The 21,886-nt window shown below is 72.6% G+C and carries 24 protein-coding genes; 11 read left to right on the top strand and 13 right to left on the bottom strand.

The window, feature by feature from the left end; genetic code table 11:
* Positions 1–132 precede the first annotated feature (132 nt).
* Positions 133–1,788 (bottom strand): peptide ABC transporter substrate-binding protein, encoded by a 1,656-nt coding sequence (locus ACI79P_RS09595; RefSeq protein WP_456580811.1) that lies wholly within the window; start codon positions 1,786–1,788, stop codon positions 133–135.
* Positions 1,789–2,148: 360 nt separating this feature from the next.
* Between ACI79P_RS09595 and ACI79P_RS09600 the strand changes: the two genes are divergently transcribed.
* Positions 2,149–2,322 (top strand): CsbD family protein, encoded by a 174-nt coding sequence (locus ACI79P_RS09600; RefSeq protein WP_269191342.1) that lies wholly within the window; start codon positions 2,149–2,151, stop codon positions 2,320–2,322.
* Positions 2,323–2,445: 123 nt separating this feature from the next.
* Here ACI79P_RS09600 and ACI79P_RS09605 read toward each other — a convergent pair whose 3' ends face one another.
* Positions 2,446–3,204, bottom strand: coding sequence for a (deoxy)nucleoside triphosphate pyrophosphohydrolase (locus ACI79P_RS09605; RefSeq protein ID WP_456580812.1), 759 nt, complete (start codon positions 3,202–3,204; stop codon positions 2,446–2,448).
* A 27-nt stretch (positions 3,205–3,231) separates the two neighbouring features.
* Between ACI79P_RS09605 and ACI79P_RS09610 the strand changes: the two genes are divergently transcribed.
* The 5 genes from ACI79P_RS09610 to ACI79P_RS09630 all read left to right on the top strand — a co-directional run bounded on the left by ACI79P_RS09610 (position 3,232) and on the right by ACI79P_RS09630 (position 6,924).
* A complete protein-coding gene (locus ACI79P_RS09610) occupies positions 3,232–3,714 on the top strand; it encodes an RrF2 family transcriptional regulator (RefSeq protein WP_456580813.1) in 483 nt (160 codons plus the stop codon).
* Positions 3,715–3,985: 271 nt separating this feature from the next.
* The gene (locus ACI79P_RS09615) at positions 3,986–5,659 is read left to right on the top strand and encodes a nitrite/sulfite reductase (RefSeq protein ID WP_456580814.1); all 1,674 of its coding nucleotides are present in this window, start codon (positions 3,986–3,988) and stop codon (positions 5,657–5,659) included.
* Positions 5,656–5,820, top strand: coding sequence for a hypothetical protein (locus ACI79P_RS09620; RefSeq protein ID WP_456580815.1), 165 nt, complete (start codon positions 5,656–5,658; stop codon positions 5,818–5,820). The genes ACI79P_RS09615 and ACI79P_RS09620 overlap by 4 nt, the downstream gene beginning before the upstream one ends.
* Entirely contained in the window at positions 5,817–6,527 is a 711-nt protein-coding gene (locus tag ACI79P_RS09625) for a phosphoadenylyl-sulfate reductase (protein ID WP_456580816.1), read from the top strand. Before ACI79P_RS09620 ends, ACI79P_RS09625 begins: the two co-directional genes overlap by 4 nt.
* 97 nt (positions 6,528–6,624) lie before the next feature.
* Positions 6,625–6,924 (top strand): 4a-hydroxytetrahydrobiopterin dehydratase, encoded by a 300-nt coding sequence (locus ACI79P_RS09630; RefSeq protein ID WP_456580817.1) that lies wholly within the window; start codon positions 6,625–6,627, stop codon positions 6,922–6,924.
* Positions 6,925–7,000: 76 nt separating this feature from the next.
* Here the strand turns inward: ACI79P_RS09630 and ACI79P_RS09635 are convergent, their stop codons facing one another.
* The 3 genes from ACI79P_RS09635 to ACI79P_RS09645 all read right to left on the bottom strand — a co-directional run bounded on the left by ACI79P_RS09635 (position 7,001) and on the right by ACI79P_RS09645 (position 10,640).
* Entirely contained in the window at positions 7,001–9,271 is a 2,271-nt protein-coding gene (locus ACI79P_RS09635; protein WP_456580818.1) for a PhoX family protein, read from the bottom strand.
* Positions 9,272–9,381: 110 nt separating this feature from the next.
* Positions 9,382–9,786, bottom strand: a complete 405-nt coding sequence (locus tag ACI79P_RS09640; protein WP_456580819.1) for a DUF3037 domain-containing protein — start codon at positions 9,784–9,786, stop codon at positions 9,382–9,384.
* Positions 9,783–10,640, bottom strand: a complete 858-nt coding sequence (locus ACI79P_RS09645; RefSeq protein ID WP_456580820.1) for a HipA family kinase — start codon at positions 10,638–10,640, stop codon at positions 9,783–9,785. Before ACI79P_RS09645 ends, ACI79P_RS09640 begins: the two co-directional genes overlap by 4 nt.
* Positions 10,641–10,790: 150 nt before the next feature.
* Between ACI79P_RS09645 and ACI79P_RS09650 the strand changes: the two genes are divergently transcribed.
* Both ACI79P_RS09650 and ACI79P_RS09655 read left to right on the top strand, forming a co-directional pair.
* On the top strand, positions 10,791–11,348 hold the full coding sequence (locus ACI79P_RS09650; protein ID WP_456580821.1) for a DUF1990 family protein: 558 nt from the start codon (positions 10,791–10,793) through the stop codon (positions 11,346–11,348).
* A gap of 58 nt (positions 11,349–11,406) precedes the next feature.
* Positions 11,407–11,880, top strand: a complete 474-nt coding sequence (locus ACI79P_RS09655) for a GtrA family protein (RefSeq protein ID WP_456580822.1) — start codon at positions 11,407–11,409, stop codon at positions 11,878–11,880.
* Positions 11,881–11,989: 109 nt separating this feature from the next.
* On the opposite strand, the gene ACI79P_RS09660 is transcribed toward ACI79P_RS09655, so the two are convergent.
* The 3 genes from ACI79P_RS09660 to ACI79P_RS09670 form a co-directional block, all read right to left on the bottom strand.
* Complete coding sequence (locus ACI79P_RS09660; RefSeq protein WP_456580823.1) at positions 11,990–12,820, bottom strand: formate/nitrite transporter family protein; 831 nt, start codon at positions 12,818–12,820, stop codon at positions 11,990–11,992.
* A 210-nt stretch (positions 12,821–13,030) separates the two neighbouring features.
* Positions 13,031–13,780 (bottom strand): FAD-binding oxidoreductase, encoded by a 750-nt coding sequence (locus ACI79P_RS09665; protein WP_456580824.1) that lies wholly within the window; start codon positions 13,778–13,780, stop codon positions 13,031–13,033.
* The gene (locus ACI79P_RS09670; protein ID WP_456580825.1) at positions 13,773–14,381 is read right to left on the bottom strand and encodes a sulfite oxidase-like oxidoreductase; all 609 of its coding nucleotides are present in this window, start codon (positions 14,379–14,381) and stop codon (positions 13,773–13,775) included. Before ACI79P_RS09670 ends, ACI79P_RS09665 begins: the two co-directional genes overlap by 8 nt.
* A 168-nt stretch (positions 14,382–14,549) precedes the next feature.
* Between ACI79P_RS09670 and ACI79P_RS09675 the strand changes: the two genes are divergently transcribed.
* The 3 genes from ACI79P_RS09675 to ACI79P_RS09685 are packed head-to-tail and all read left to right on the top strand — an operon-like array spanning position 14,550 to position 18,028.
* The gene (locus ACI79P_RS09675) at positions 14,550–15,248 is read left to right on the top strand and encodes a succinate dehydrogenase cytochrome b subunit (protein ID WP_456580826.1); all 699 of its coding nucleotides are present in this window, start codon (positions 14,550–14,552) and stop codon (positions 15,246–15,248) included.
* Between the two features lie 12 nt (positions 15,249–15,260).
* A complete protein-coding gene (locus ACI79P_RS09680; protein ID WP_456580827.1) occupies positions 15,261–17,207 on the top strand; it encodes a fumarate reductase/succinate dehydrogenase flavoprotein subunit in 1,947 nt (648 codons plus the stop codon).
* A 20-nt stretch (positions 17,208–17,227) separates the two neighbouring features.
* Entirely contained in the window at positions 17,228–18,028 is an 801-nt protein-coding gene (locus tag ACI79P_RS09685; protein WP_456580828.1) for a succinate dehydrogenase/fumarate reductase iron-sulfur subunit, read from the top strand.
* Positions 18,029–18,116: 88 nt separating this feature from the next.
* Here the strand turns inward: ACI79P_RS09685 and ACI79P_RS09690 are convergent, their stop codons facing one another.
* The 5 genes from ACI79P_RS09690 to ACI79P_RS09710 form a co-directional block, all read right to left on the bottom strand.
* Entirely contained in the window at positions 18,117–19,022 is a 906-nt protein-coding gene (locus ACI79P_RS09690) for a DUF1028 domain-containing protein (protein ID WP_456580829.1), read from the bottom strand.
* A 46-nt stretch (positions 19,023–19,068) separates the two neighbouring features.
* Entirely contained in the window at positions 19,069–20,058 is a 990-nt protein-coding gene (locus ACI79P_RS09695; RefSeq protein WP_456580830.1) for an LLM class flavin-dependent oxidoreductase, read from the bottom strand.
* An 84-nt stretch (positions 20,059–20,142) separates the two neighbouring features.
* Complete coding sequence (locus ACI79P_RS09700) at positions 20,143–20,760, bottom strand: hypothetical protein (protein WP_456580831.1); 618 nt, start codon at positions 20,758–20,760, stop codon at positions 20,143–20,145.
* An 84-nt stretch (positions 20,761–20,844) separates the two neighbouring features.
* Positions 20,845–21,186: a PspC domain-containing protein gene (locus ACI79P_RS09705; protein ID WP_456580832.1), complete on the bottom strand. Its 342-nt coding sequence runs from the start codon at positions 21,184–21,186 to the stop codon at positions 20,845–20,847.
* A 99-nt stretch (positions 21,187–21,285) separates the two neighbouring features.
* Positions 21,286–21,738: a nuclear transport factor 2 family protein gene (locus ACI79P_RS09710; RefSeq protein WP_456580833.1), complete on the bottom strand. Its 453-nt coding sequence runs from the start codon at positions 21,736–21,738 to the stop codon at positions 21,286–21,288.
* Positions 21,739–21,886 lie beyond the last annotated feature (148 nt).

Below are 21,886 nucleotides of genomic sequence, written 5' to 3' on the forward strand. Positions count from 1 at the left end.
ACGCGCCGTTCCCCTGTGATGGGCGCGGACGCGTCGTCCATGATGCGGGACGAGCCCGAGCGGCCGACCGCCGGGGAGCCCTGCCCGGTCTGGGCGGGGTTCCCCGGCGGCGGCCTGCGGTGTGCGGCTGCGTCAGCTGATGGGCGTGACGTTGGCGACGTCGATGTCACCGAAGACGTCGATCACCACGTCGCTGACGTTCTCCGAGTGCCCGGCCTGCTCGAGGTCGAAGAACATCGGGGCGATCGGCATGTCCTCGAGCAGGATGTCCTCGGCCTGGTTGTAGAAGTCGAGGGCCTCCTCGTTGCTCGAGGCGCTGTTGCCCTGCTGGATCAGCGCGTCGAACTCGGGGTTCGAGTAGAACGTGGCGTTCGAACCCGCCGGCGGCAGGGCCGCCGTGGAGTACAGCGGCTCCAGGTAGTTCTGCGGGCTCGGGTAGTCCATGCTCCAGCCGAGGCGGAAGGGACCGGTCACGCCCTGCTCGTCGAGCAGCGGCAGGTACTCGGCGAAGTCCAGCTCGCCCCGGAGGACGTAGTCGACGCCGAGGTTCTCGCGGAGCTGGTTGCCCACGGCCTGGACCCAGGCGTCGTGGCCGGCGCCGGCGTTGAACCACAGCTCGATCGGCTGGCTGCGGTCGAAACCGGCCTCGTCGAGCAGCGCGTTCGCCGCGTCGACGTCCAGCTCGCAGTACTCGCAGACACCCTCGCGGTAGCCGTCGACGACGGGGGCGACATAGGCGTCGGCGGGCGTGCGGCTACCGGCGAAGATGGCGTCGGAGATCGCCTGCCGGTCGATGCCCATCGACAGCGCCTGACGGACGCGCGGGTCGGAGAACCGCTCGTCGTAGGTCGGGAAGCCGAGGTAGGTGAACCCGGAGGACGGGGCCTCGAGGTACCGGTCGCCCAGCACGTCCTGGGCCGAGGCCAGGGCGTCCGGCGGGAGGTCCGGCAGGACGTCGAGGTTGCCCGCCTGCAGGTCGTTGTAGCCGGTGTTCAGGTCGGCGTAGACGCGGAAGTCCACGGACTCGGCCACGGCCGGGTCCTCGCCCGCGTAGTCCTCGTACCGGGTGACGGTGATGCCCTGACCGGGGACGAACTCGCTCTCGGCCATGAACGGGCCGTTGCCGATCGGCTGGGCGCCGAAGCCCTCGGGGTCCTCGAAGAAGGCCTCGGGGAGCGGCCAGAAGGCGTTGTAGCCGACGGTCACGGGGAACTGCGCGAAGGGCGAGGCGAGCTCGACCTCGAAGGTGTTCTCGTCGATCACCCGCAGGCCGCTCATCTCCTGAGCGGCGGGGTCGCCCGTGACGTTGCCCTCTTCGTCGGTCGGCGCCTGCAGGTCGTCGTACCCGAGGATGTTCGAGAAGAAGTACGACGCGCCCTGGGCGTTGGGGCTGTAGGCGGTGTAGTTCCACGCGTCGACGAAGGACTGCGCGGTCACCGGGGTGCCGTCGTGGAAGGTCCAGCCGTCCTTGAGCTCGATGGTCCAGGTGGTGTTGTCCTCGGACTCGATGGACTCGGCGACGCCGGTGTACTCCACGGCACCATCGGCGGCGTACTCGATCAGGCCCGTCCACAGGGAGGAGATGACCTGGTGGCCCTCGCTCTCCGTGGTGTTGCCCGGGACGAGGGGGTTCTCCGGCTCACCGACGTAGACGCTGAACGAGCCGCCACCCTCGGCGGCGGTACCGCCCTCGCCGCCGTTCTCATCGCTGCCACCACAGGCGGACAGCATCATCGCGGCGGCGACGCCGGCCGCGACGAGCCCACCTCTGCGCTTGCTCAACTTCACGTGCAATGCCTCCCTCGTCCCGCGTCAGCGGGGGGAACGGACAGGTCGACCCAGGCCCCGCGGGCGAGTGGACGACTGATTGGTCTCGAGCCGGACGCAGCCGGACCGCTGGGGACCGGGACTGCGACGGGTGGACCCTAGGCACGCCTCGGAGAGGGTGTCCACGGACGTCACCGACTTGTGACCTGTGTCCACGATCCGCGTTCCCACCGTAACTTCCACGCCGCGCGGGGCGTCCGGCGGGCCGTCCTCCCGCGGTCCCGACGCCTTGGCCGCAGGCTTTCCGGCGAGCGTGTCGCGAGGTCACAGGTGGGGTATGCCTGCTCCCACGCGCACGACGACGACCGGGAGGACGACGCGATGAGCGGCATGGACAAGATGAAGAACAAGGCCGAAGAGCTGAGCGGCAAGGGCAAGGAGTCGGTCGGGGAAGCCACCGGTGACCGCGACCTCCAGGCCGAGGGCCAGGCCGACCAGGCATCGGGCAACCTCAAGCAGGCCGGGGAGAAGGTCAAGGACGTCTTCAAGAAGTAGGAGGACCCTCCTGCCCCCCACGCCTCGCTGACGCTCGGCGCGGGTCCCTGCAGGAGGGCCGTTCCAGCACGTCGCCACGGGCGCCGTTCCCACGCGGGAGCGGCGCCCGTCGCCGTCGCGGTCTCAGAGCCGGGCGAGCAGGGCCCGGACGGCGGGCAGCAGCGGGCGGTCGGCGGGGATCCAGTCGAGGGCGTCGAGGTCGGCCGCCCCCACCCACCGCAGCTGCGCGTGCTCCCGCGCCACCGGCGAGCCGTGCGCGATGCGGGCCCACCACACCCGCATCGTCGACGCCCCCGGGGCACCACCGCCGACGACGCCGTCCAGCGGCACCTCCCCGAGGAAGGCCTGCGGCGCGACGGCGACCCCGAGCTCCTCGGCGCACTCCCGCACGAGCGCCACCAGGTCGGTCTCCCCCGGCTCGACCTTGCCGCCCGGGAACTCCCAGCAGCCGTCGTAGGGGCCGCCCGCGCGCTCGGCCACCAGCACCCGGTCGCCCTCGACGAGCGCTGCGCCGACGACCTGCACGACCTCCCGGGCCCGCAGGGCGGCGGCCGCGGCGCAGGCGTCCAGGTGCGCCTGCATCGCCCGCGCCACCCGCCGACGCAGCACGGCCCGGTCGACGACCCCGCCCACGATCCCGGGCAGCCCGGTCTCCCAGTCGACCTGCTCGTCGATGAGCGTGCCGGCACCGGTGGCCGAGAAGCGGCGCGAGTGGGTGACCCAACCGCGGGCGCCGACCGGCGCGGCGAACACGTCGCGCTCCGGCCGCACGGAGACGACCTCCTGGAGCGGGAACGGCCAGGGGCGGCCCAGGGCACGGGCGACGTCGAACGCCACGGTCAGCGGCGCCTCCACCAACGCGGTGAAACGCAGCCGGAACACCCGGGCACTCTCCCAGATGGCGGCAGTATGGGCAGCGTGCGCATCAACGCCCGGGTCGACTACGCCGTCCGAGCCGTCGTGGAGCTGGCCGCGGCGGCACCCGAGGCGCTCACCTGCGACCGCATCGCGACCGCCCAGAACATCCCGAACCGCTTCCTGCAGGCGATCCTGGCCGACCTCCAGCACGCTCGGCTGGTCACCAGCCAGCGCGGCCGGGACGGCGGGTACCGCCTGGCCCTGCCCGCGTCGGAGATCTCCATCGCGCGCGTGATGCGGGTGCAGCAGGGATTCCTGGCCGAGGTGCACGGCCAGCGCCCGGAGGACGTGACCTACCCGGGGGCGGCCGGCGCGCTGGCCGAGGTGTGGGTCGCCGCCCGCGAGGCCTACCGCCGGGTGCTCGAGGGCGTCACGGTGGCCGACGTCGTCGCCGGGCAGCTCCCGCCGCACGCCGCCGAACTGGTCGCCATCGACACCGCGTGGCGGTCCTTCAGCGAGCCCGCTCCCCGCTGAGGGACGCCGGCGTCCCGGCGGAGCCACCCCTCGCGGGGTGAGCTCCGCACCCCGTCGCGCCGGATGTGGGAGGATCGGCGGCATGACGGACCGCGGCAGCCTCCTCGTCGCGCGCCTGCACATCGACCTGGCGCTCGTCTCCAGCGCCGCCTGTCGCGCCCTGCGCTGACCCAGGTCCTCCGCGCAGCTGTCCGCTGCGTCCCGAACCAGCAGCGCCTCCCACCCCGGCCCGCTGCCGGGCGGTCGGCGAGCGCAGGAAGAAGTACGCCACGTGAGCACCCCCACCCGCACCAGCAACCGGCCCCAGCGGGGGCAGGGTCAGTGGGCGCTGGGCTACCGCGAGCCGCTCAACCCCAACGAGCGGATGAAGAAGGACTCCGACGGTCTCGAGGTGCGCCAGCGCATCCTCGACATCTACTCGAAGACCGGCTTCGACGGCATCGACCCCGGTGACCTCCGCGGCCGGATGCGCTGGATGGGCCTCTACACCCAGCGCGCCCAGGGCATCCCCGGCGGCAAGACCGCCGTGCTGGAGCCCGAGGAGCTCGAGGACTCCTACTTCATGATGCGGGCCCGCATAGACGGCGGGCAGCTGACCAGCGACGCGCTGCGCGTCCTCGGCGGCATCAGCACCGAGTTCGGCCGCGACGTCGCCGACGTCACCGACCGGCAGAACGTGCAGTACCACTGGATCCGCATCGAGGACGTCCCCGAGATCTGGCGCCGCCTGGAGTCGGTCGGGCTCTCCACGATGGAGGCCTGCGGCGACGTCCCGCGGGTGATGCTCGGCTGCCCGCTGGCCGGGATCCTCGAGGACGAGGTGATCGACGCGACCGACGTCATCGCCGACACCGTCGCCAAGTACGTGGGCAGCCCGGAGTTCAGCAACCTGCCGCGCAAGTGGAAGACGTCGATGTCGGGCTGCGTCGACCACTGCACCGAGCCCGAGATCGACGACGTCTCCTTCGTCGGCGTCGTCGACGAGGCGGGCCAGGCCGGCTACGACCTGTGGGTCGGCGGCGGGCTCTCCACCAACCCGATGTTCGCCCAGCGGATCGGCGTGTTCGTGCGGCCCGACCAGGTCACCGACGTGTGGGCCGCCTGCACCGCGGTCTTCCGCGACTACGGCTACCGCCGCCAGCGCAACCGCGCCCGCATCAAGTTCCTCATGGCCGACTGGGGCCCGGAGAAGTTCCGGCAGGTGCTGCAGGACGAGTACCTGGGGCAGGAGCTGCCCGACGGCCCGGCGCCCGCCCCGGCCAAGCACGACCAGCGCGACCACGTCGGCGTCAGCAGGCAGAAGGACGGCCGCAACGCCGTCGGCTTCGCGCTGCGCACCGGCCGGATCAGCGGCTCGCTGCTCACCACGATCGCCGACCTCGCCGACGAGTACGGCGAGGGGCGCATCCGGACGACGACGCAGCAGAAGCTGGTCATCCTCGACGTGCCCGACGAGAAGGTCGAGGCGCTGGTCGACGCGCTGGCCGAGCACGACCTGCAGGTGCGGCCCAGCGCCTTCCGGCGCGGGATGATGGCCTGCACCGGGCTGGAGTTCTGCAAGCTGGCGATCGTCGAGACCAAGCACTTCGCGCAGGAGGTCTACGCAGAGCTCGAGCGCCGGCTGCCCGACTTCGACACCCCGATCGGGATCAACATCAACGGCTGCCCGAACAGCTGCGCCCGGTTCCAGACAGCCGACATCGGCTTCAAGGGCTCGATGGTGCGCGACGACAGCGGCGAGATGGTCGAGGGCTTCCAGGTGCACCTGGGCGGCCACCTCGGCGTCGAGGCCACGTTCGGCCGGAAGTTCCGCGGCCACAAGGTCACCAAGGCCGAGACCGCCGACTACTGCGAGCGGGTCCTCCGCGGCTTCCTCGACCGCCGCACGCCGGGCGAGTCCTTCGCCCACTACGTGTCCCGGGCGGACGAGGAGTGGCTGCTGTGACCGAGGAGTCGTCGGAGGGCGGAAGGAGCCGGCAGCTACCGGTGTTCCACTGCCCGTACTGCGGCGACGAGGAGCTCACGCCGCACGAGGACGGGTGGCGCTGCGGCGCGTGCCTGCGGGCCTTCTCGGTCCGCCTCATCGCCACGGGGGTGCAGGAGTGACCATCGCGCTGCGGCCGACGCCGCTGCTGGCCCAGGCCGCCGACGCCTGGTTCGACGGCATCGCCGACCCGGTCGAGCAGGCGCTCGCCGTGCTCACCTGGGCCGGCGACACCTTCGGCGACGAGTTCGCGATCACCTCCTCCATGGCGGACGGGCTGCTCGCGCACCTCGCCTCCCGCGCGGTCCCCGGCGTGCACGTCGTCTTCCTGGACACCGGGTACCACTTCGCCGAGACCATCGGCACCCGCGACTGGATCTCCTCCGTCCTGCCGATCACGCTGGTCAATGTGCGGCCCGAGCAGACCGTCGCCGAGCAGGACCGCGAGCTCGGCGCCGCGCTGCACGACCGCGATCCCGACCTGTGCTGCTCGCTGCGCAAGGTGCAGCCGCTGGCCCGGACACTGTCGGGCTACGTCGCCTGGGCGTCGGGGGTGCGGCGGGACGAGTCGCCCACCCGCGCGAACACCAAGATCGTCGACTGGGACGCCAAGCGCGAGATGGTGAAGGTCAACCCCATCGCGGCCTGGACGCAGGACGACGTGGACCGCTACATCGCCGAGCACGCGATCCCGGTCAACCCGCTGTTCGAGATCGGGTACGGCTCGATCGGGTGCGCCCCGTGCACCCGCCCGGTCGCGGACGGCGAGGACCCGCGCGCCGGCCGCTGGGCGGGCTCCACCAAGACGGAGTGCGGCCTGCACACCTAGAAGGACCCCGCTCCCCCCACCGCTCGCAGGCTCGGGTCCCTGCAGCGGGGCCGTTCCAGCACGTCACCAGCCGTTCGAGTGCGTCACCATGGGGGGCATGCCGCGGCCAGCACGCCTCTCTCCTGACCGCGTCGCCGAGGCACTGCACGCCCTGCCGCGGTGGTCGGGCGACGCCGACGGCCTGCGCCGGACCGTCGAGCTGCCGGGCTTCCGCGACGCCGTCGCAGCGATCGTCGCGATCGCCGACGTCGCCGAGGAGATGGACCACCACCCTGACATCGACCTGCGCTACCGGACGCTGCACCTGCACCTCGTCAGCCACTCCGCCGGTGGGGTGAGCGAGCTGGACCTCGAGCTGGCCCGGCGGATCGACGCGCTGCTCCCCGCCCACCCGTGAACGCGATCATGGCGCGGTGACCGCGGATCGGGACGATCCCGTGGTCACCGCGCCATGATCGGCGGGTAGGAGCGCGTCAGCTGCCGACGCGGCCACCGTCGGTGCGGTAGACGACGGCGACGCTCGGCCGCGGGAAGGGCCGGTACGCCTGGAAGTCGGGCCACCGGCTGGACGGGTTCTCCACCGTGGAGCCGGTGGTCTCGCCCGGGTGCTGGACGGCGACGAACACCGACCGCGCGTCCCGGGTGATCAGCGGACCGCTGCACTCCGCGCCCAGCGGCACGGTGAGGAACGCCTTGAGGTGCCCGCGCTCGGGCCCCTCGGTCGGGACGGCGAACAGCCCGTCGTTGGTGCCGCCGAGCGTGCCCACCGCCTGGTTGCGGACCGACAGCACGTTCCCGTCGGTCGAGATCCAGAGGTTGCCCGCCGGGTCGAACTCCAGGTTGTCGGGGCAGGAGATGGCGCTGACCTCGGACCGGTCGTACCCGGCGAAGTAGGTCCCCGGGGACTGCGGGTCGCCGCAGACCAGGAAGATCCGCCAGGAGAACGTCGTCCCGCTGGCCGAGCCGGTCTCCTCCCACTCGATGACGTGCCCGTTGCGGTTGCCCGGCTGCTGCTCGAAGGTCGCAGGCAGGCCGGCCTCCTCGTCCGCGGGCTCGAACGCGTAGGAACGGGTGATCGGGTTGGCCTCGTCGGCGCCGGGCCGGCCGTTCACCCCGGTGCGGTTGGAGTTGTTGGTCAGGGCCGCGTACACCCGGCCGTTGACCGGGTTCACCTGGATGTCCTCCGGCCGGTCCATCTTCGTCGGCACCAGCGCCGGGTCGACGACGACCGGGTTGGCCGGGTCGGGGAAGTCGCCGCCGGCGTCGAGCTGCTTGCCGAGCCGGTCGGCGGCCAGGCGGGTGAAGGTGAGCACCCAGGCGACGTCCTTGCCCGGGATCATCGAGCGGCCGCCCTCCACGAGCGGGATCCACTCGCCGTAGCCGTCGAAGGCTCCGTCGCCGGGCAGCTCGCCGCTGCCGTCGATCTCCGCGGCCGGGGAGTCGCCGACGAAGCGGGCGACGTAGAGGTCGCCGTCCTCGAGCAGCGTCAGGTTGTGGGCGCGGGAGGCGCTGTCGGTGCCGGGCCGGTGGGTCTTCCGCGAGACGAACTTGTAGATGTAGTCGAAGCGCTCGTCGTCACCGGAGTAGGCCACCACGCGGCCGTCCTCGGCGATCTGCACGTTGGCGCCCTCGTGCTTGAAGCGGCCGAGAGCGGTGCGCTTCTTCGGCGTCGAGGTCGGGTCGTAGGGGTCCACCTCGACGACCCAGCCGAAGCGGTTGACCTCGTTGGGCTCACGGGCCAGGTCGAAGCGGGCGTCGACCTCGTCCCAGCGCCGGCCGGGCGGTCGCGTCGTCGAGACGCCGTAGCGCGCCAGCCGGGGCTCCTTCGCGCTCTCGGTGATCGGCGTCGTCGTCCCGAAGTACTGGTTGAAGTTCTCCTCGCCGTGCAGCGTGGTACCCCACGGGGTCATGCCACCGGCGCAGTTGTTCAGCGTGCCCAGGACCGTGCGCCCCTGCGGGTCGGCGCTGGTGCGCAGGTAGGGCGAGCCGGCGGCGGGGCCGGTGAGCTCCATCGGGGTGTCGGTGGTGATCCGGCGGTTGCGACGGCCGTTGCGCACCGGGCGCCACTCGCCGGTCCGCCCGTGCCGCTGCACCTCCACGACGGAGATGCCGTGGGCCATCATCGCGATGCGCTTCTGCTCCGGCGTGGTCGGCGCGGACTCGCTGGCGACGCCGGCGAACATCAGCTGCTCGTTGGTGTACTCGTGGTTGACCACCAGCAGCGCCTGGCGGTCGCGGTCGTCCAGCGGCAGCAGGCCGATGTAGTCGCAGTTGTAGCCGAACTGCATGGCCTGGGCCTCGGGGGTCTGCCGGTCGATGCGGAACGGCGGGGCCCCGGGCAGCACCGGGTCACCCCAGCGCATGACCACGGAGTAGCGGTAGCCGTCGGCGGTGACCAGCTCGTCGAGGAAGTTCTGCTCGACCGGCTGGAACGTCAGGTTGCTCCCCGGGAGCGGGGTGACGCCGCCACCGGTCGGCACCGGCTGCTCCTTCGCGGCCGCGGAGGCGACGGGACCGGCGGCGACCAGCAGGGCGCCGGCGCCGGCGGCCTTCAGCATGTTCCGGCGGCTGAAGGCCGTCTCGACGACCTCGGCGAAGGTCGGGTTGTCCGTCTGGTTCGGGACGGCGGAGTCGCAGGCGTTGCCGCACTTGTAGTAGCAGGTGGCGTGGCTGCGGCTGCCGTGGCGGATGCCGGAGAACAGCGGCAGGAGCGCGCGGGCGCGCGGCTTGGAGATGTCGGTCATCGGTCCCTCTGGTCGCGAGGAGGTCTGGGCCCTCGCACCCAAACGGGCCCTGACGACGCACCGGTGGCAGCCCGGTGAACGACCGGCGACCACTCGGACACCTGTTGCGCTCAGCCGGCGACGGGCAGCACCAGCAGCTCCAGGAGGCGGTCGGCCTCGGCGTCGGGATCGGCCGTCAGCCCGGTGTGCACCGGGCCCGGCTGGACGACGGTGCTCCGCGGTGCGGTGAGCCACCGGAACCGGGAGCCGAGCGCCTCCCGCCCGGCGGCGCCGGCGACCGGGTCGGCCGCGCAGACGTCCGCCGCCGCCTGCAGCGCCCGGCCGATCGCCGACGGGTCGGCGGTCGGGTCCAGCGCGCGCAGCCGGTCGACGTCGAGGTGCAGCCGCGAGCCCAGGTAGTCGCGCTGCCGGCAGTAGACGATCACGCCGGCGTTCAGAAACTCGCCCCGCTCCACCCGCGGGACCACCCGCAGCACCGCGTACTCGAAGGTGTCCCTCGGTGTCGTCGCCGTCATCGCTGGCTGATCCCCTCCGGCGGCGGGGGGCCCAGCCACGCGGGGCGGTTCTCCCCGCGCGGCGCCCTCCGGCGGCCCGCTCCCCCGGCTGCGGCCGCGTCGACCACCCCGGGCAGCCACGCGGCGCGGGCACCCAGCCGGGCCAGCACCTGGTCGGCGTACCGGGCGCGGACCGCCTCCGGTCCAGGCCCGGCCGCGGGGTCGTCGAGCCACTCGTCGGGCACCTGGGCGAGCACCCGGTCCAGCAGGTCCCGCGTGACCCGGGGCGCCAGCGCGGCGTCGGCCGCCGGCACGTCGGGGGTGCACTCGACCAGGGCGTGCGCCGAGGCGTCGTAGGCCCGCTCGACGGCGGCCGCGGCCCCCGGCCAGTGGTGGTGGAAGGTCAGAGCGGCGCCGTGGTCGATCAGCTGCAGCCGCCCGTGCCAGAACAGCATGTTGGGGTTGCGCCACGAGCGGTCGACGTTGCCGACGAGCGCGTCGAACCACAGCACCCGGCCGGCGAGCTCCGGGCCGACGCCGTCGGCGCCCGCCTCGAAGTCCAGCGCCCCGGGCAGGTAGTCCAGGCCCAGGTTGCGGCCGGCCGACCGCTGCAGCAGCTCCTGCACCTCGTGGTCGGGTTCGCCCACGGCCAGCTCGGGGACGACGTCGACGGTGACCAGCGCGGGCACCGGCAGGCCCAGCGCCCGGGCGAGCTCCGCGCAGACCACCTCGGCGACCAGCACCTTCACGCCCTGCCCGGCGGCCCGCCACTTGACGACGTAGGTGCCCAGGTCGTCCGCCTCCATGAGGCCGGGCAGCGACCCACCCTCGCGCAGCGGGGTGACGTAGCGGGTGGCGGTGACCGAGGGCAGCACAGTGCGGTCAACCTACGCCCGGGGCCGCCGCGGCCACCCCGCCGACACCTCCTCCGGCGGCCTCGTCACCCGTCGGTGGGACCCCCCGGCCGCGCCGCGCGTCGTCTGACGCACCCGGCCGCTCGGGCCCCCGCGCGGGAGACTGGACCCGTGGGCCTCCTCCGCGCGACCGACCCGACCGAGCTCGCCGACGTGCCGTTCACCTACCCCGAGGTGGGGGCGACGGGGGACGCCACCCTGCCGGCGGGCTACCGCACGGCGGAGCACTCGGCGGTGGTCGGGACCGGGCGTGCGGCGTTCGAGCGCGCCGCTGCCGCGGTCCTGGACTGGCGGGCGCAGCGGGCGGCGGGGCTGCGGGTGCGTGCCTCCGGTCCGGCCGGCACCCCGGGCACGGTCGTCGTCCTCACGGCGGGGCTGCCGCGGTTCGGGTACGACATCCCCTGCCGTGTCGTGTGGGCCGCCACGGAGGGGGACGAGCGCGGTTTCGCCTACGGCACCCTGCCCGGCCACCCGGAGAGCGGGGAAGAGCGGTTCACCGTGCGGCTGACCGACGGCGGCGACGTCGTCTTCACCCTCCGGGTGTTCTTCCGGCTCGCCTCGCCCGCCGCCCGGTTCGCGGGCCCGCTCTCCCTCGCCGTCCAGCGGCTGGCCACCGCCCGCTACGTGGCGGCGATCCGCCGAGCCGGCCGGGCAGGAACCGGACGCTGACCGGGCGGGGCCGTCAAGACGACCGCCACCCGGTCGGCCGACTCCGTAAGCTGCGCCGGTGAGCTCCGCTGCGCCGCTGCGCCTGCTGCTGCGCGACCGCGGGCACCGGCTGGTCCGGGAACTCGGCGCGTTCGGCACCGTGGGCGCGGCCTGCTTCGTCCTCGACCTCGCACTGTTCCAGCTCCTCTACGCGCATGCCGCCACGGGCGCGGTGACGGCGAAGCTGCTGTCCAGCCTGGTGTCGATGACCGCGGCGTTCATCGGTCACCGGTTCTGGTCGTTCGCCGACCGTGCGCGCACCGGCCTGCGGCGCGAGTACTGGCGGTTCGCGCTGGTCAACGGCGCCACGCTGCTGCTGGGGCTGGCCATCGTCGCCTTCGTGCGGTACCCGCTGGGCCAGGAGAACGCCCTGGTGCTGCAGGGCGCCAACATCACCTCGATCGCCGTGGGCACGGTCGTCCGCTACCTGAGCTACCGCTGGTGGGTCTTCCCCGCCCGGAACGAGACGGCGTGCCCCGTTCCCCAGAGCTAGCTGTACCCGGCCATCAGGTTGGTGCCAGTCGGCTGATCGGAGGCTCGCCGCCCACGAGGTGGCGACCGGGAGGAAGGGTCCCCCCCACCATTGCCGGAGGGCGCCGCCCCTACTCGCCCGCGGCCACCGCCGCGCGCTCGCGGTCGATGAGGTCCTTGCTCCGCACCAGGCGGATAAGCGTGACCACGAACAGCCCCCCGGCCATGTTGAGCAGCACCGTGTACCAGAACCAGGCCAGCCACTCCCCGTAGCCGAACGGGGCGCCGGCGTGGAGGGCGCCGAAGATCAGCAGCGAGTCGAGGATCGAGTGGAACAGCAGCAGGCCGGCCAGGAGGAACCCGCCGATCACCGAGGCGACGATCTTGCCGGTCTCCGAGTGCGCGCCGTGCTGCATCCGGGTCATCAGCGTGATCACGCTCCCGCCGAGGAACGCCAGGCAGACCGACTGCAGGTCCAGCGGGGCCTCGACGAAGTGCGTCGCGGACTCGACGGCGATGCCGGCCAGATCGGGGAACGCCTGCACGACCAACCACATGACCAGCCAGCCGCCGATCAGGTTGGCGACCAGCGTCCCGGTCCACAGCTTCGCCAGCTGCGCACCGCTGGCCCGCCTCGCGAAGACCGCGGTCACCGGGACCAGGAAGCCCTCGGTGAACAGCTCGCTGCGGCCGAGCATGAGGGCGATGAATCCGATGCTGAACGCGAGCCCGGCCAGCAGTTCGCTGCCGGTCGCCTCGAGGACCGCCAGCAGGGCCAGCACGCCGACGGCCACCTCCAGCCCGCCGGCCAGGCCGGTCGCCAGCACCTCCCGCCACCGGCGGTGCAGGCGCTGAGCCCCCTCGCTGACGATCTTCCCGAACGCCTCGGCGATCTCGTCCTCGGCCGGCGCGTCGGTCTCACCGAGCTCGGCGCGCTTCCGGTCCTCCTCCAGGTCCTCCACGGCTCCTCCTCCACGTCCGGGGCACCGGGACCGGGAACGGGCGGCACATCCTCCGGCGAGCCCTACCCGGACCGGCACCGGCCACACCGCCCCCGACCCTCGCGGCCCCGCCCCCGACCGGCACGCCGCCGCGGCCGAAGCCCACCGGCGGGGCTGGACCTGACGCCGGTCCCCCGTCGCAGCACGCGGCGGGCGAGGCGCCGGGGTTCCTCAGCCGCTCGGGCCGAACTGCTCCACCCGGATGTCCGCGGCCGGGACACCGAGCATCTCGAGCAGCCGGGTGGCCGCGCCGGCGAAGGCGGCCGAGCCGCAGACGTACACCGTCTGACCGGGTTCCCACAGCGGCACCAGATCCATGGCGGTGAGCCGGCCGGCGGGGCGGATGCCGCGCGCCTCCCGCGTGGTCACCACCAGCGCGCCGGCCGCGAGCAGCTCGTCGGCGTAGGGCAGCAGCTCCACCGTCCGCACCGAGACGGCCGTGCGCAGCAGCTCGGTGCGCCCCAGCGCCCGCGCGGTCCGCAGCATCGACACGAACGGGACGACGCCGCTGCCGCCGGCGACCAGCAGCGCCGGGCTCTCGGTGTCCCAGACGAACCAGCCGCCGATCGGGCCGCGCACCTCGAGCACGTCGCCGGGCTCGACGACGTCGGCGAGGTGGGTGGAGACCTCGCCGTCGTCCAGCCGCTCCACGAACAGCTCCAGCAACGGGTCGCCGGGTGCGGAGGCGATCGAGTAGGAGCGCTGCGCGGTGTAGCCGTCCGGGGCGGTCAGCCGCACGACGTAGTGCTGGCCGGGCAGGTGGTCGACCCGGTCGGCGACGTCGAGCCGGAGCTGGACCGACCGCGGCACCACACGGCGGACGCCGGCCACGGTGGCCGTGCGCCAGCCGCCGCTGGGCGCGCCGGCGACCCCAGGGCCGAGTACGGCCCCCTCGTCGGGACGGGATCCTCCCTCAGTCACCCTGGTACCGCTGCTGCCGCCACGGGTCGCCCCGGTCGTGGTAGCCGTTCTGCTCCCAGAAGCCGGGCTGATCGCGCCGGAGCAGCGTCAGCTTGCTGATCCACTTGGCGCTCTTCCAGAAGTACAGGTGCGGCACCAGCAGCCGGACCGGGCCGCCGTGCTCGGGGGTCAGCGGCCGGCCGTCGAAGTCCCAGACCAGCCAGGCCTTCCCCCCGGTCACGTCGGCCAGCGGCAGGTTGGTGGTGTAGCCGGTCTTCGACGTCGCCATGACGAACTGCGCCTCGGCGGTGGGCCGAGCGGCCTCGAGCAGCGTGTCGACGCTGATCCCGGTGAACCGGGTGTCGAACTTCGACCACGTGGTGACGCAGTGGATGGCGCCGCGGTACTCCGACGGCGGCAGGCGGTGGGCGTCGTCCCACGACCAGGTGGTGGGCTGCTCGACCTGGCCGTCGACGGTGATGCTCCACGTCTCCGGCGAGATGCGCGGGGTCGGTTCCGCGGTGAGCACGGGCCAGTCCGCGCCGACGTCGTACTGGCCGGGGGGCAGCCGCGGATCGCGCTCGCGACGGCGGCCGAGGAAGCCACGGGTGGTGGTGGGCACGGGCACAGCCTGCCCCCTCGGACGGCACCGCGACCACCTGCCCCGCGTGCCGGCTGCCAGGGGCTCGGGCGGAAGGCCCGGTAGCGGTGAGGGTGCCCTTACATGAGGTGTGTCACCTCGTGTTTGGTTGGTGGCAAGGACCGTGTAGTCCTAGCGTGGGGACTTGTGGTGACGGTGGAGCACGCGCAGCGCAGGACCCCGAAGGTTGCGAAGACCAACTCGGTCTTCAAGAAGGCCGTCATGGCGGTCAGCGGCATCATCATGGTGCTGTACCTGATCGCCCACGTGATCGGGAACCTCAAGGCCTTCTCGGGCGCCGAGGCCTTCAACTCGTACTCGGGCTGGATCCGGACGGTCGGCAACCCGGCGCTGCCGGGGCAGACGACGCTCTGGGTCATCCGGATCGTGCTGCTCGTCGCGGTGGTTGCCCACTTCTGGGCTGCCGTCTCGCTGTGGCGCCAGGCCAAGCGGGCCCGCCCGCAGGGCTACGTCACCAAGAAGGCGACGGCGCAGAGCTACGCCTCGCGCACCATGCGCTGGGGCGGCGTGATCATCGGCGCCTTCATCATCTACCACATCCTCGACCTCACCCTGGGTGCGGTGAACGCCGAGGGCTTCGACAGCACGCCGTACGAACGGCTCGTGGCGAGCTTCCAGAACCCCTTCGTCACGATCTTCTACGCCATCTCGGTGATCCTGCTGGGCATGCACCTGCGCCACGGCATCTGGAGCGCCACGCAGACCCTGGGCCAGAGCAACCGCCGTCGCGAGAAGACGGTCAGCCTGTTCGCCATCGTGTTCGCGACCGCCCTCACCCTCGGCTTCCTGCTCGTGCCTTTCTCCGTCCTCTTCGGGCTCATCGACTAAGGACCTCCCCAGATGCCTCTCGAGCTGTTCACCGTCGGCGAGCCCATCGCCGACACCAAGGCCCCCACCGACGTCCCGATCGGCGAGCGCTGGAGCGAGCGCAAGTTCCGCGGCCGCCTGGTCAACCCCGCCAACCGCCGCAAGATGACGATCATCGTCGTCGGCACCGGCCTGGCCGGTGGCTCCGCCGCCGCCACCCTGGGCGAGGCCGGCTACAAGGTGAAGTCGTTCTGGTACCAGGACAGCCCGCGCCGCGCGCACAGCGTCGCCGCGCAGGGCGGCATCAACGCCGCCAAGAACTACCGCAACGACGGCGACAGCGTGCACCGGCTGTTCTACGACACGGTCAAGGGCGGTGACTTCCGCTCGCGCGAGAACAACGTGCACCGCCTCGCCGAGGTCAGCGTCAACATCATCGACCAGTGCGTCGCCCAGGGCGTGCCCTTCGCCCGCGAGTACGGCGGCCTGCTCGACAACCGCTCCTTCGGCGGCACCCAGGTCTCGCGCACCTTCTACGCCCGCGGCCAGACGGGCCAGCAGCTGCTCTACGGCGCCTACCAGGCGCTGGAGCGGCAGATCGCGGCCGGCACCGTCGAGCAGAACGCGCGCACCGAGATGCTCGACCTGATCGTGGTCGACGGGCGCGCCCGCGGCATCGTCGCCCGCGACCTGGTCAGCGGCGAGATCAGCACGCACTTCGCCGACGCGGTCGTCATCGCCAGCGGTGGCTACGGCAACGTCTTCTACCTCTCCACCAACGCCAAGGGCTCCAACACCACGGCGATCTGGCGGGCGCACAAGCGGGGCGCGTACTTCGCCAACCCCTGCTACACGCAGATCCACCCGACCTGCATCCCGGTCAAGGGCGACTACCAGTCCAAGCTGACCCTGATGTCGGAGTCGCTGCGCAACGACGGCCGCGTGTGGGTGCCCAAGGAGCGCGGCGACGACCGCGATCCGCGGGACATCCCCGAGTCCGACCGCGACTACTACCTCGAGCGCCTCTACCCCTCCTTCGGCAACCTGGTGCCCCGCGACATCGCCTCGCGCCAGGCCAAGAACGTCTGCGACGAGGGCCGCGGCGTCGGCCCCGGCGGTCTGGGCGTGTACCTGGACTTCGCCGAGGCGATCGAGCGGCTGGGTCGCCCGGCGGTCGAGGCCAAGTACGGGAACCTGTTCGACATGTACGCCCAGATCACGGGCGAGGACCCCTACGCGGTCCCCATGCGGATCTACCCCGCCGTCCACTACACGATGGGCGGCCTGTGGGTCGACTACGACCTCCAGTCGACGATCCCCGGCATGTTCGTGATCGGTGAGGCCAACTTCTCCGACCACGGGGCCAACCGGCTCGGTGCCTCCGCGCTGATGCAGGGCCTGGCCGACGGCTACTTCGTGCTCCCGTCGACGATCAGCAGCTACCTCGCCGACGGCCCGTTCGAGAAGGTCGACGAGAGCCACCCGGCCGTCGTCGAGGCGCTCACCGGCGTGCAGGAGCAGGTGCAGAAGCTGCTCAGCATCAACGGCCACCGCACCCCCGCGTCCTTCCACCGCGAGGTCGGCCAGCTCATGTGGGACCTCTGCGGCATGGAGCGCACGGACGAGGGCCTGCGCAAGGCCATCGACCGCATCCAGGAGATCCGCCAGGAGTTCTGGACCAACCTGAAGGTCACCGGCGACTGGCACTCGTTCAACCAGACGCTGGAGCACGCCGGCCGGGTCGCCGACTTCATCGAGCTCGCCGAGCTCATGTGCATCGACGCCCTGCACCGCCGCGAGAGCTGCGGCGGCCACTTCCGCGCGGAGAGCCAGACCCCGGAGGGGGAGGCGCTGCGCGACGACGAGAACTTCGCCTACGTGGCGGCCTGGGAGTGGACGCCGGAGGGCCAGCCCCCGGTGCTGCACCGGGAAGCCCTCGAGTACGAGTACGTCCACCTCGCCCAGCGGAGCTACAAGTGACAGCCACACACGAAGGCGCGATGCGCTCCAGCGTCGGCAACCCCGGGGCGGAGAAGAAGCGCGGGATGAACCTGACGCTGCGCATCTGGCGTCAGCAGGGGCCGACGGTCAAGGGCAAGATGGTGACCTACAAGATCACCGACATCTCCCCCGACATGTCGTTCCTCGAGATGCTCGACGTGCTCAACGAGCAGCTGATCCTGCAGGGCGACGACCCGGTCGCGTTCGACCACGACTGCCGCGAGGGCATCTGCGGCATGTGCGGCGTGATGATCAACGGCCAGGCGCACGGCCCGCAGCAGACGACGACGTGCCAGCTGCACATGCGCTCCTTCGCCGACGGCGACACGATCGACATCGAGCCGTGGCGGGCCACCGCGTTCCCGATCATCAAGGACCTCGCCGTCGACCGGCGGGCGTTCGACCGGATCATCCAGGCCGGCGGCTACATCAGCGTGCCGACCGGGACGGCCCCGGAGGCGCACGCGACGCCGGTGCCCAAGGCCGACTCGGACGCGGCGTTCGACGCCGCGACCTGCATCGGCTGCGGCGCCTGCGTGGCCGCCTGCCCGAACGCCTCCTCGATGCTGTTCACCGCCGCGAAGGTGACGCACCTGGGGCTGCTCCCCCAGGGCCAGCCGGAGCGCAACGACCGGGTGGTCAACATGGTGGCGCAGCAGGACCGCGAGGGCTTCGGCGGCTGCACCAACATCGGTGAGTGCTCCGCCTCCTGCCCCAAGGGCATCTCGATGGAGACGATCTCCCGGCTCAACCACGACCTGCTCGGCGCCCTCCGCGCCGGCGCGCGGCCGAAGAGCTGACAGCAGGACCACCGGCCGGCGGGCGGGCACCCACTCCGGGTGCCCGCCCGCCGCGTCCCCGGGTCTCCGCGGGCTGCCGCACCGCGGGTCAGCTGGGGGGCACGGGCGGGATGATCCGGTCGACGACGTCGGCCGGCATGAGCCCGGCCTTGCCGAATCGGCTGGCGGCCTCGATGAACTGAGGTGCCGAGGCGGCGAGGTCGACGAGCATCGCGCGGGCGTCGTCCTCGCGCCCGGCGAGCGCCGCGACCACGGCCCGCCACATCAGCTGGTCGGGCTCGCTGACCGGGTCCATCGGCCGCAGCAGCTCGAGCTCCCGGTCGGCGGTGACCGGGTCGCCGTCGATGGCCTGCTGGAAGGCCCGGACGACGTCCTGGTAGCGGGCGCGGGTCACGGTGAGCTCGGCGAGGACGCCGAGCGGGTCCGGGGAGTCGTCGACCCGCAGGTCGACGACCATGTCGTGCCAGGGCCGGCCGGTCGTGGTGGCGCGGACGACCATGATCGCGGCCGACCGGCGTCCCCGGAAGTCGCCCCCGGCCTCCTCCCCCGCCACGAGCGCGTTGAGCAGCCGCTGCGCGAGGGGGCCGATGGAGCCCTCGAAACGCTCCACCATGGCCTCCCACACCGCCGGCGAGCTGGCCATGTTGGCCAGCGCCACGCAGGTGTCGCCGACGAGGTGTCCCGCGGCGTCCACGCACTTGGCGCCGGTGTACACGGCGAAGTCGCCGGCGAGGCCGAGGACGGCGACCTGCCGGCGCTCGGGCTGCGGGTCGACGCTGCTGAGCGCCGTCAGCACCTCCTGCGCGGTGAAGCCGCCGCGGAGCAGGTCCAGCCCGACGGCGCCGTACATGGGCTCGGCCATCGACTGCGTGGCGATGACGCCGTGCCCGGGGAGGGCGAAGGGGACGCTGTTCCCGACCGCGAAGGCCTGGGACTGCGTGGCGACGCCCATCTCCCCCGTCTCCGGGTCACGGGCCACGATCGAGTACGTCACCGCCGCCGCCTACCCGTCGCTCCCGGGGGCCCGAAACACGCCTGCATCACAGTGCGTGGGCCGCCATGGCCCCGGCCAGCAGCTCCACCGACCGCAGCCGCCCCTCGAGGGAGCCCGACTGGTGGGCGACGATCAGCTCGTCGGCGTCGGCGAGCTCGGCGAACCCCTCGATGTGCTCGCGCACCTCGGCCGGGGTGCCGACGGCGGTGTGGGTGAGCATCGTCTCCACGTGCTGGCCGGCCCCCTGGGCGAGGAGCTGGTCGGCCTGCTCGTCGGTGAGCGCGCGGCCCCGGCCGAACAGGCCGATGGCCAGGTTCCGGCGGACCGCCTGCAGCTGCTCCTGCGCGGCCGCGGTGCTGTCGGCCGCGACGACGTTGACGCCGGCGATCACGTAGGGTTCGGCGAGCTGCTCGGAGGGCTTGAACTCCCGCCGGTAGGCCGCGACGGCGGGCTCGAGCATGGCGGGTGCGAAGTGCGAGGCGAAGGCGTAGGGCAGCCCGAGCGCGGCCGCGAGCGTGGCGCCGAACATCGAGGAGCCCAGGACGTACAGCGGCACCCGCGAGCCCTTGCCCGGGATGGCGTCGACTCCGGGAACCCGGCTCTCGCCGGCGAGGTAGGCCTGCAGCTCGAGGACGTCCTGCGGGAACGTGTCGGCCGAGCGCGGATCGCGGCGCAGGGCGTACATGGTGTTCTGGTCGCTGCCGGGGGCACGGCCCAGGCCCAGGTCGATGCGGCCGGGGTACATCGCGTCGAGCGTGCCGAACTGCTCGGCGATCGTCAGCGGCGAGTGGTTGGGCAGCATGACGCCGCCGGCCCCGAGCCGGATGGTGCGGGTGTGTGCGCCGACGTGGGAGATCAGCACGCTGGTGGCCGACGAGGCGATCGAGGGCATGTTGTGGTGCTCGGCGTACCAGACGCGCGCGTAGCCGTGCTCCTCCGCGCGCTGGGCGAGCGCGACGCTCGCGGCGATGGCGCTGCTCGCCGTCTCCCCGCGCGGGATGGGGGCCAGGTCGAGGACGGACAGGGTGATGCTCATGAGTGGTGCGGGCCTTTCACGTCGGTTGCACCCGGCAACGCCGTCGGCCCGCCACACCTTCCCCCGCTGCGCCGCCCGCTGCGGTCAGCGGCTCTGCAAGGCGTCCAGGGCCACCGCCATCGCCGCCGCCACCCGGAAGTCCACGCGGGGGTCGGGGACGGTGACCGTGTAGTGGTCGCGCAACGCGATCCGCTTCTCGCTGCTCAGCACGACCGCACCGGTGCGGCTGTCGGTGAAGTCGAAGTGGAAGAGGAAGGGCACGGGGATGTTGTTGAGGAACGGGATGAAGTTCCACACCCGGCGCAGCACCGCGATGAACTGGTTGCGCTCCTGGCCGACCGCCTCGAGACCGGGCGCGGAGAGGTGCCAGGTCGAGCGCAGCAGGCTGGCCCCGAAGTCCTTCCTGAAGTAGCCGATGGGCTGGCCGTACTCGTCGACGACGTCGTGCTCGGCGCCGACGTCGAGGCGCTGGCGGGCCTTGAAGGAGAAGACCCGCCGGCTCCTGGACTCGTCGGCGAAGAAGACGACCTCCTCGCGGAGCTTCATCCGCTTCTGCTCGGCGAGCGCGAGGAGGTGCCCTTCGCTGCCGTCGGGCGCGGCCGCCCGGACCTCGTAGCGGTTGACCATCATCGTGACCCGCTGCCGGATGAAGAACCGCGGGACGACCATGGGGGCGGGCTGGTGTCCGGAAGGAACGGTCACTCGGTGCTCCGTCGCTGCTCGAGGGGTGTGGGCGCCATCCTGGCGGATCGGCGCCGGTCGCGGCCGGCGCCGACCCTCGCGTCGTCAGCGCGGGGACTCCTCGCGCCGCCCGGTGAGCGCGTGGTGCAGCCGCTGGACCAGTCGCTCCAGAGGGCTGGGGGTCTCGTCGCTGCGGGCCGGGCCCGACGGCATGAGTACCCACAGCAGCAGGTAGACCAGGATGCCGGCGCCCCCGGCGACGGTGAGGCCCACGAAGCCCACCCGCCAGAGGACGGCGTCGATACCGGTGTAGTCGGCCAGGCCGCCGCACACGCCACCGGCCATCTTGTCGGTGCTGCTGCGCCGGAGCTCCGGCCGCGACGGGGGCGGCTGCCGGTCCGTGCCGGGGGTGTCCGCGGGGGGAGGGAGGGGGGCTGAGTTCGTCATGCGACGAGCGTGCCGCCCGCGCCGCCCGGCGGACATCCGGTGACACCCGGAATCACCCCTGGTTCCGCGCTCAGGGTCGCCCCGGTGGGATCTCCGGCCTCAGCGCAGCGGCAGCGGGCTCGTGTCGCCGTCCTCCCTCGGTCCGAGGATCCAGCGCTCCTCGAGGGCGATGGGGACGTCGTTGATGCTGGCCTCCCGCCGGCGCATGAGGCCGTCCTCGGCGAACTCCCAGTTCTCGTTGCCGTACGCGCGCCAGGTGCCGCCCTCGGCGTCCTGCCACTCGTACTGGAACCGCACCGCGATGCGGTCGTCGCTGAACGCCCACAGCTCCTTGCGGAGCGCGTAGTCCAGCTCGCGCTGCCACTTGCGGGTCAGGAACTGCACGACCTCGCCACGACCGTGCAGGAACTCGGCGCGGTTCCGCCACACCGTGTCCTCGGTGTAGGCCTGCGCCACCCGCTCGGGGTCACGGGTGTTCCACGCGTCCTCCGCGGCGCGGACCTTCTGCCGGGCGGTCTCCAGGGTGAACGGCGGGAACGGGGGGCGGGGCACGTGGTACCTCCTCGGCGCAGCGGTGGCCGCCGGCCGGCCACCGGGTGCCAGCCTGCCGGTCGGAGCCGGGAACGCGCACGCCGGCCGATGAGATCGGCGGACCTGCCCCGTCTAGGTTCTCGTCGACCGCATCACCGAAGGAGACCCC

Source organism: Blastococcus sp. SYSU DS0510, assembly GCF_054050835.1.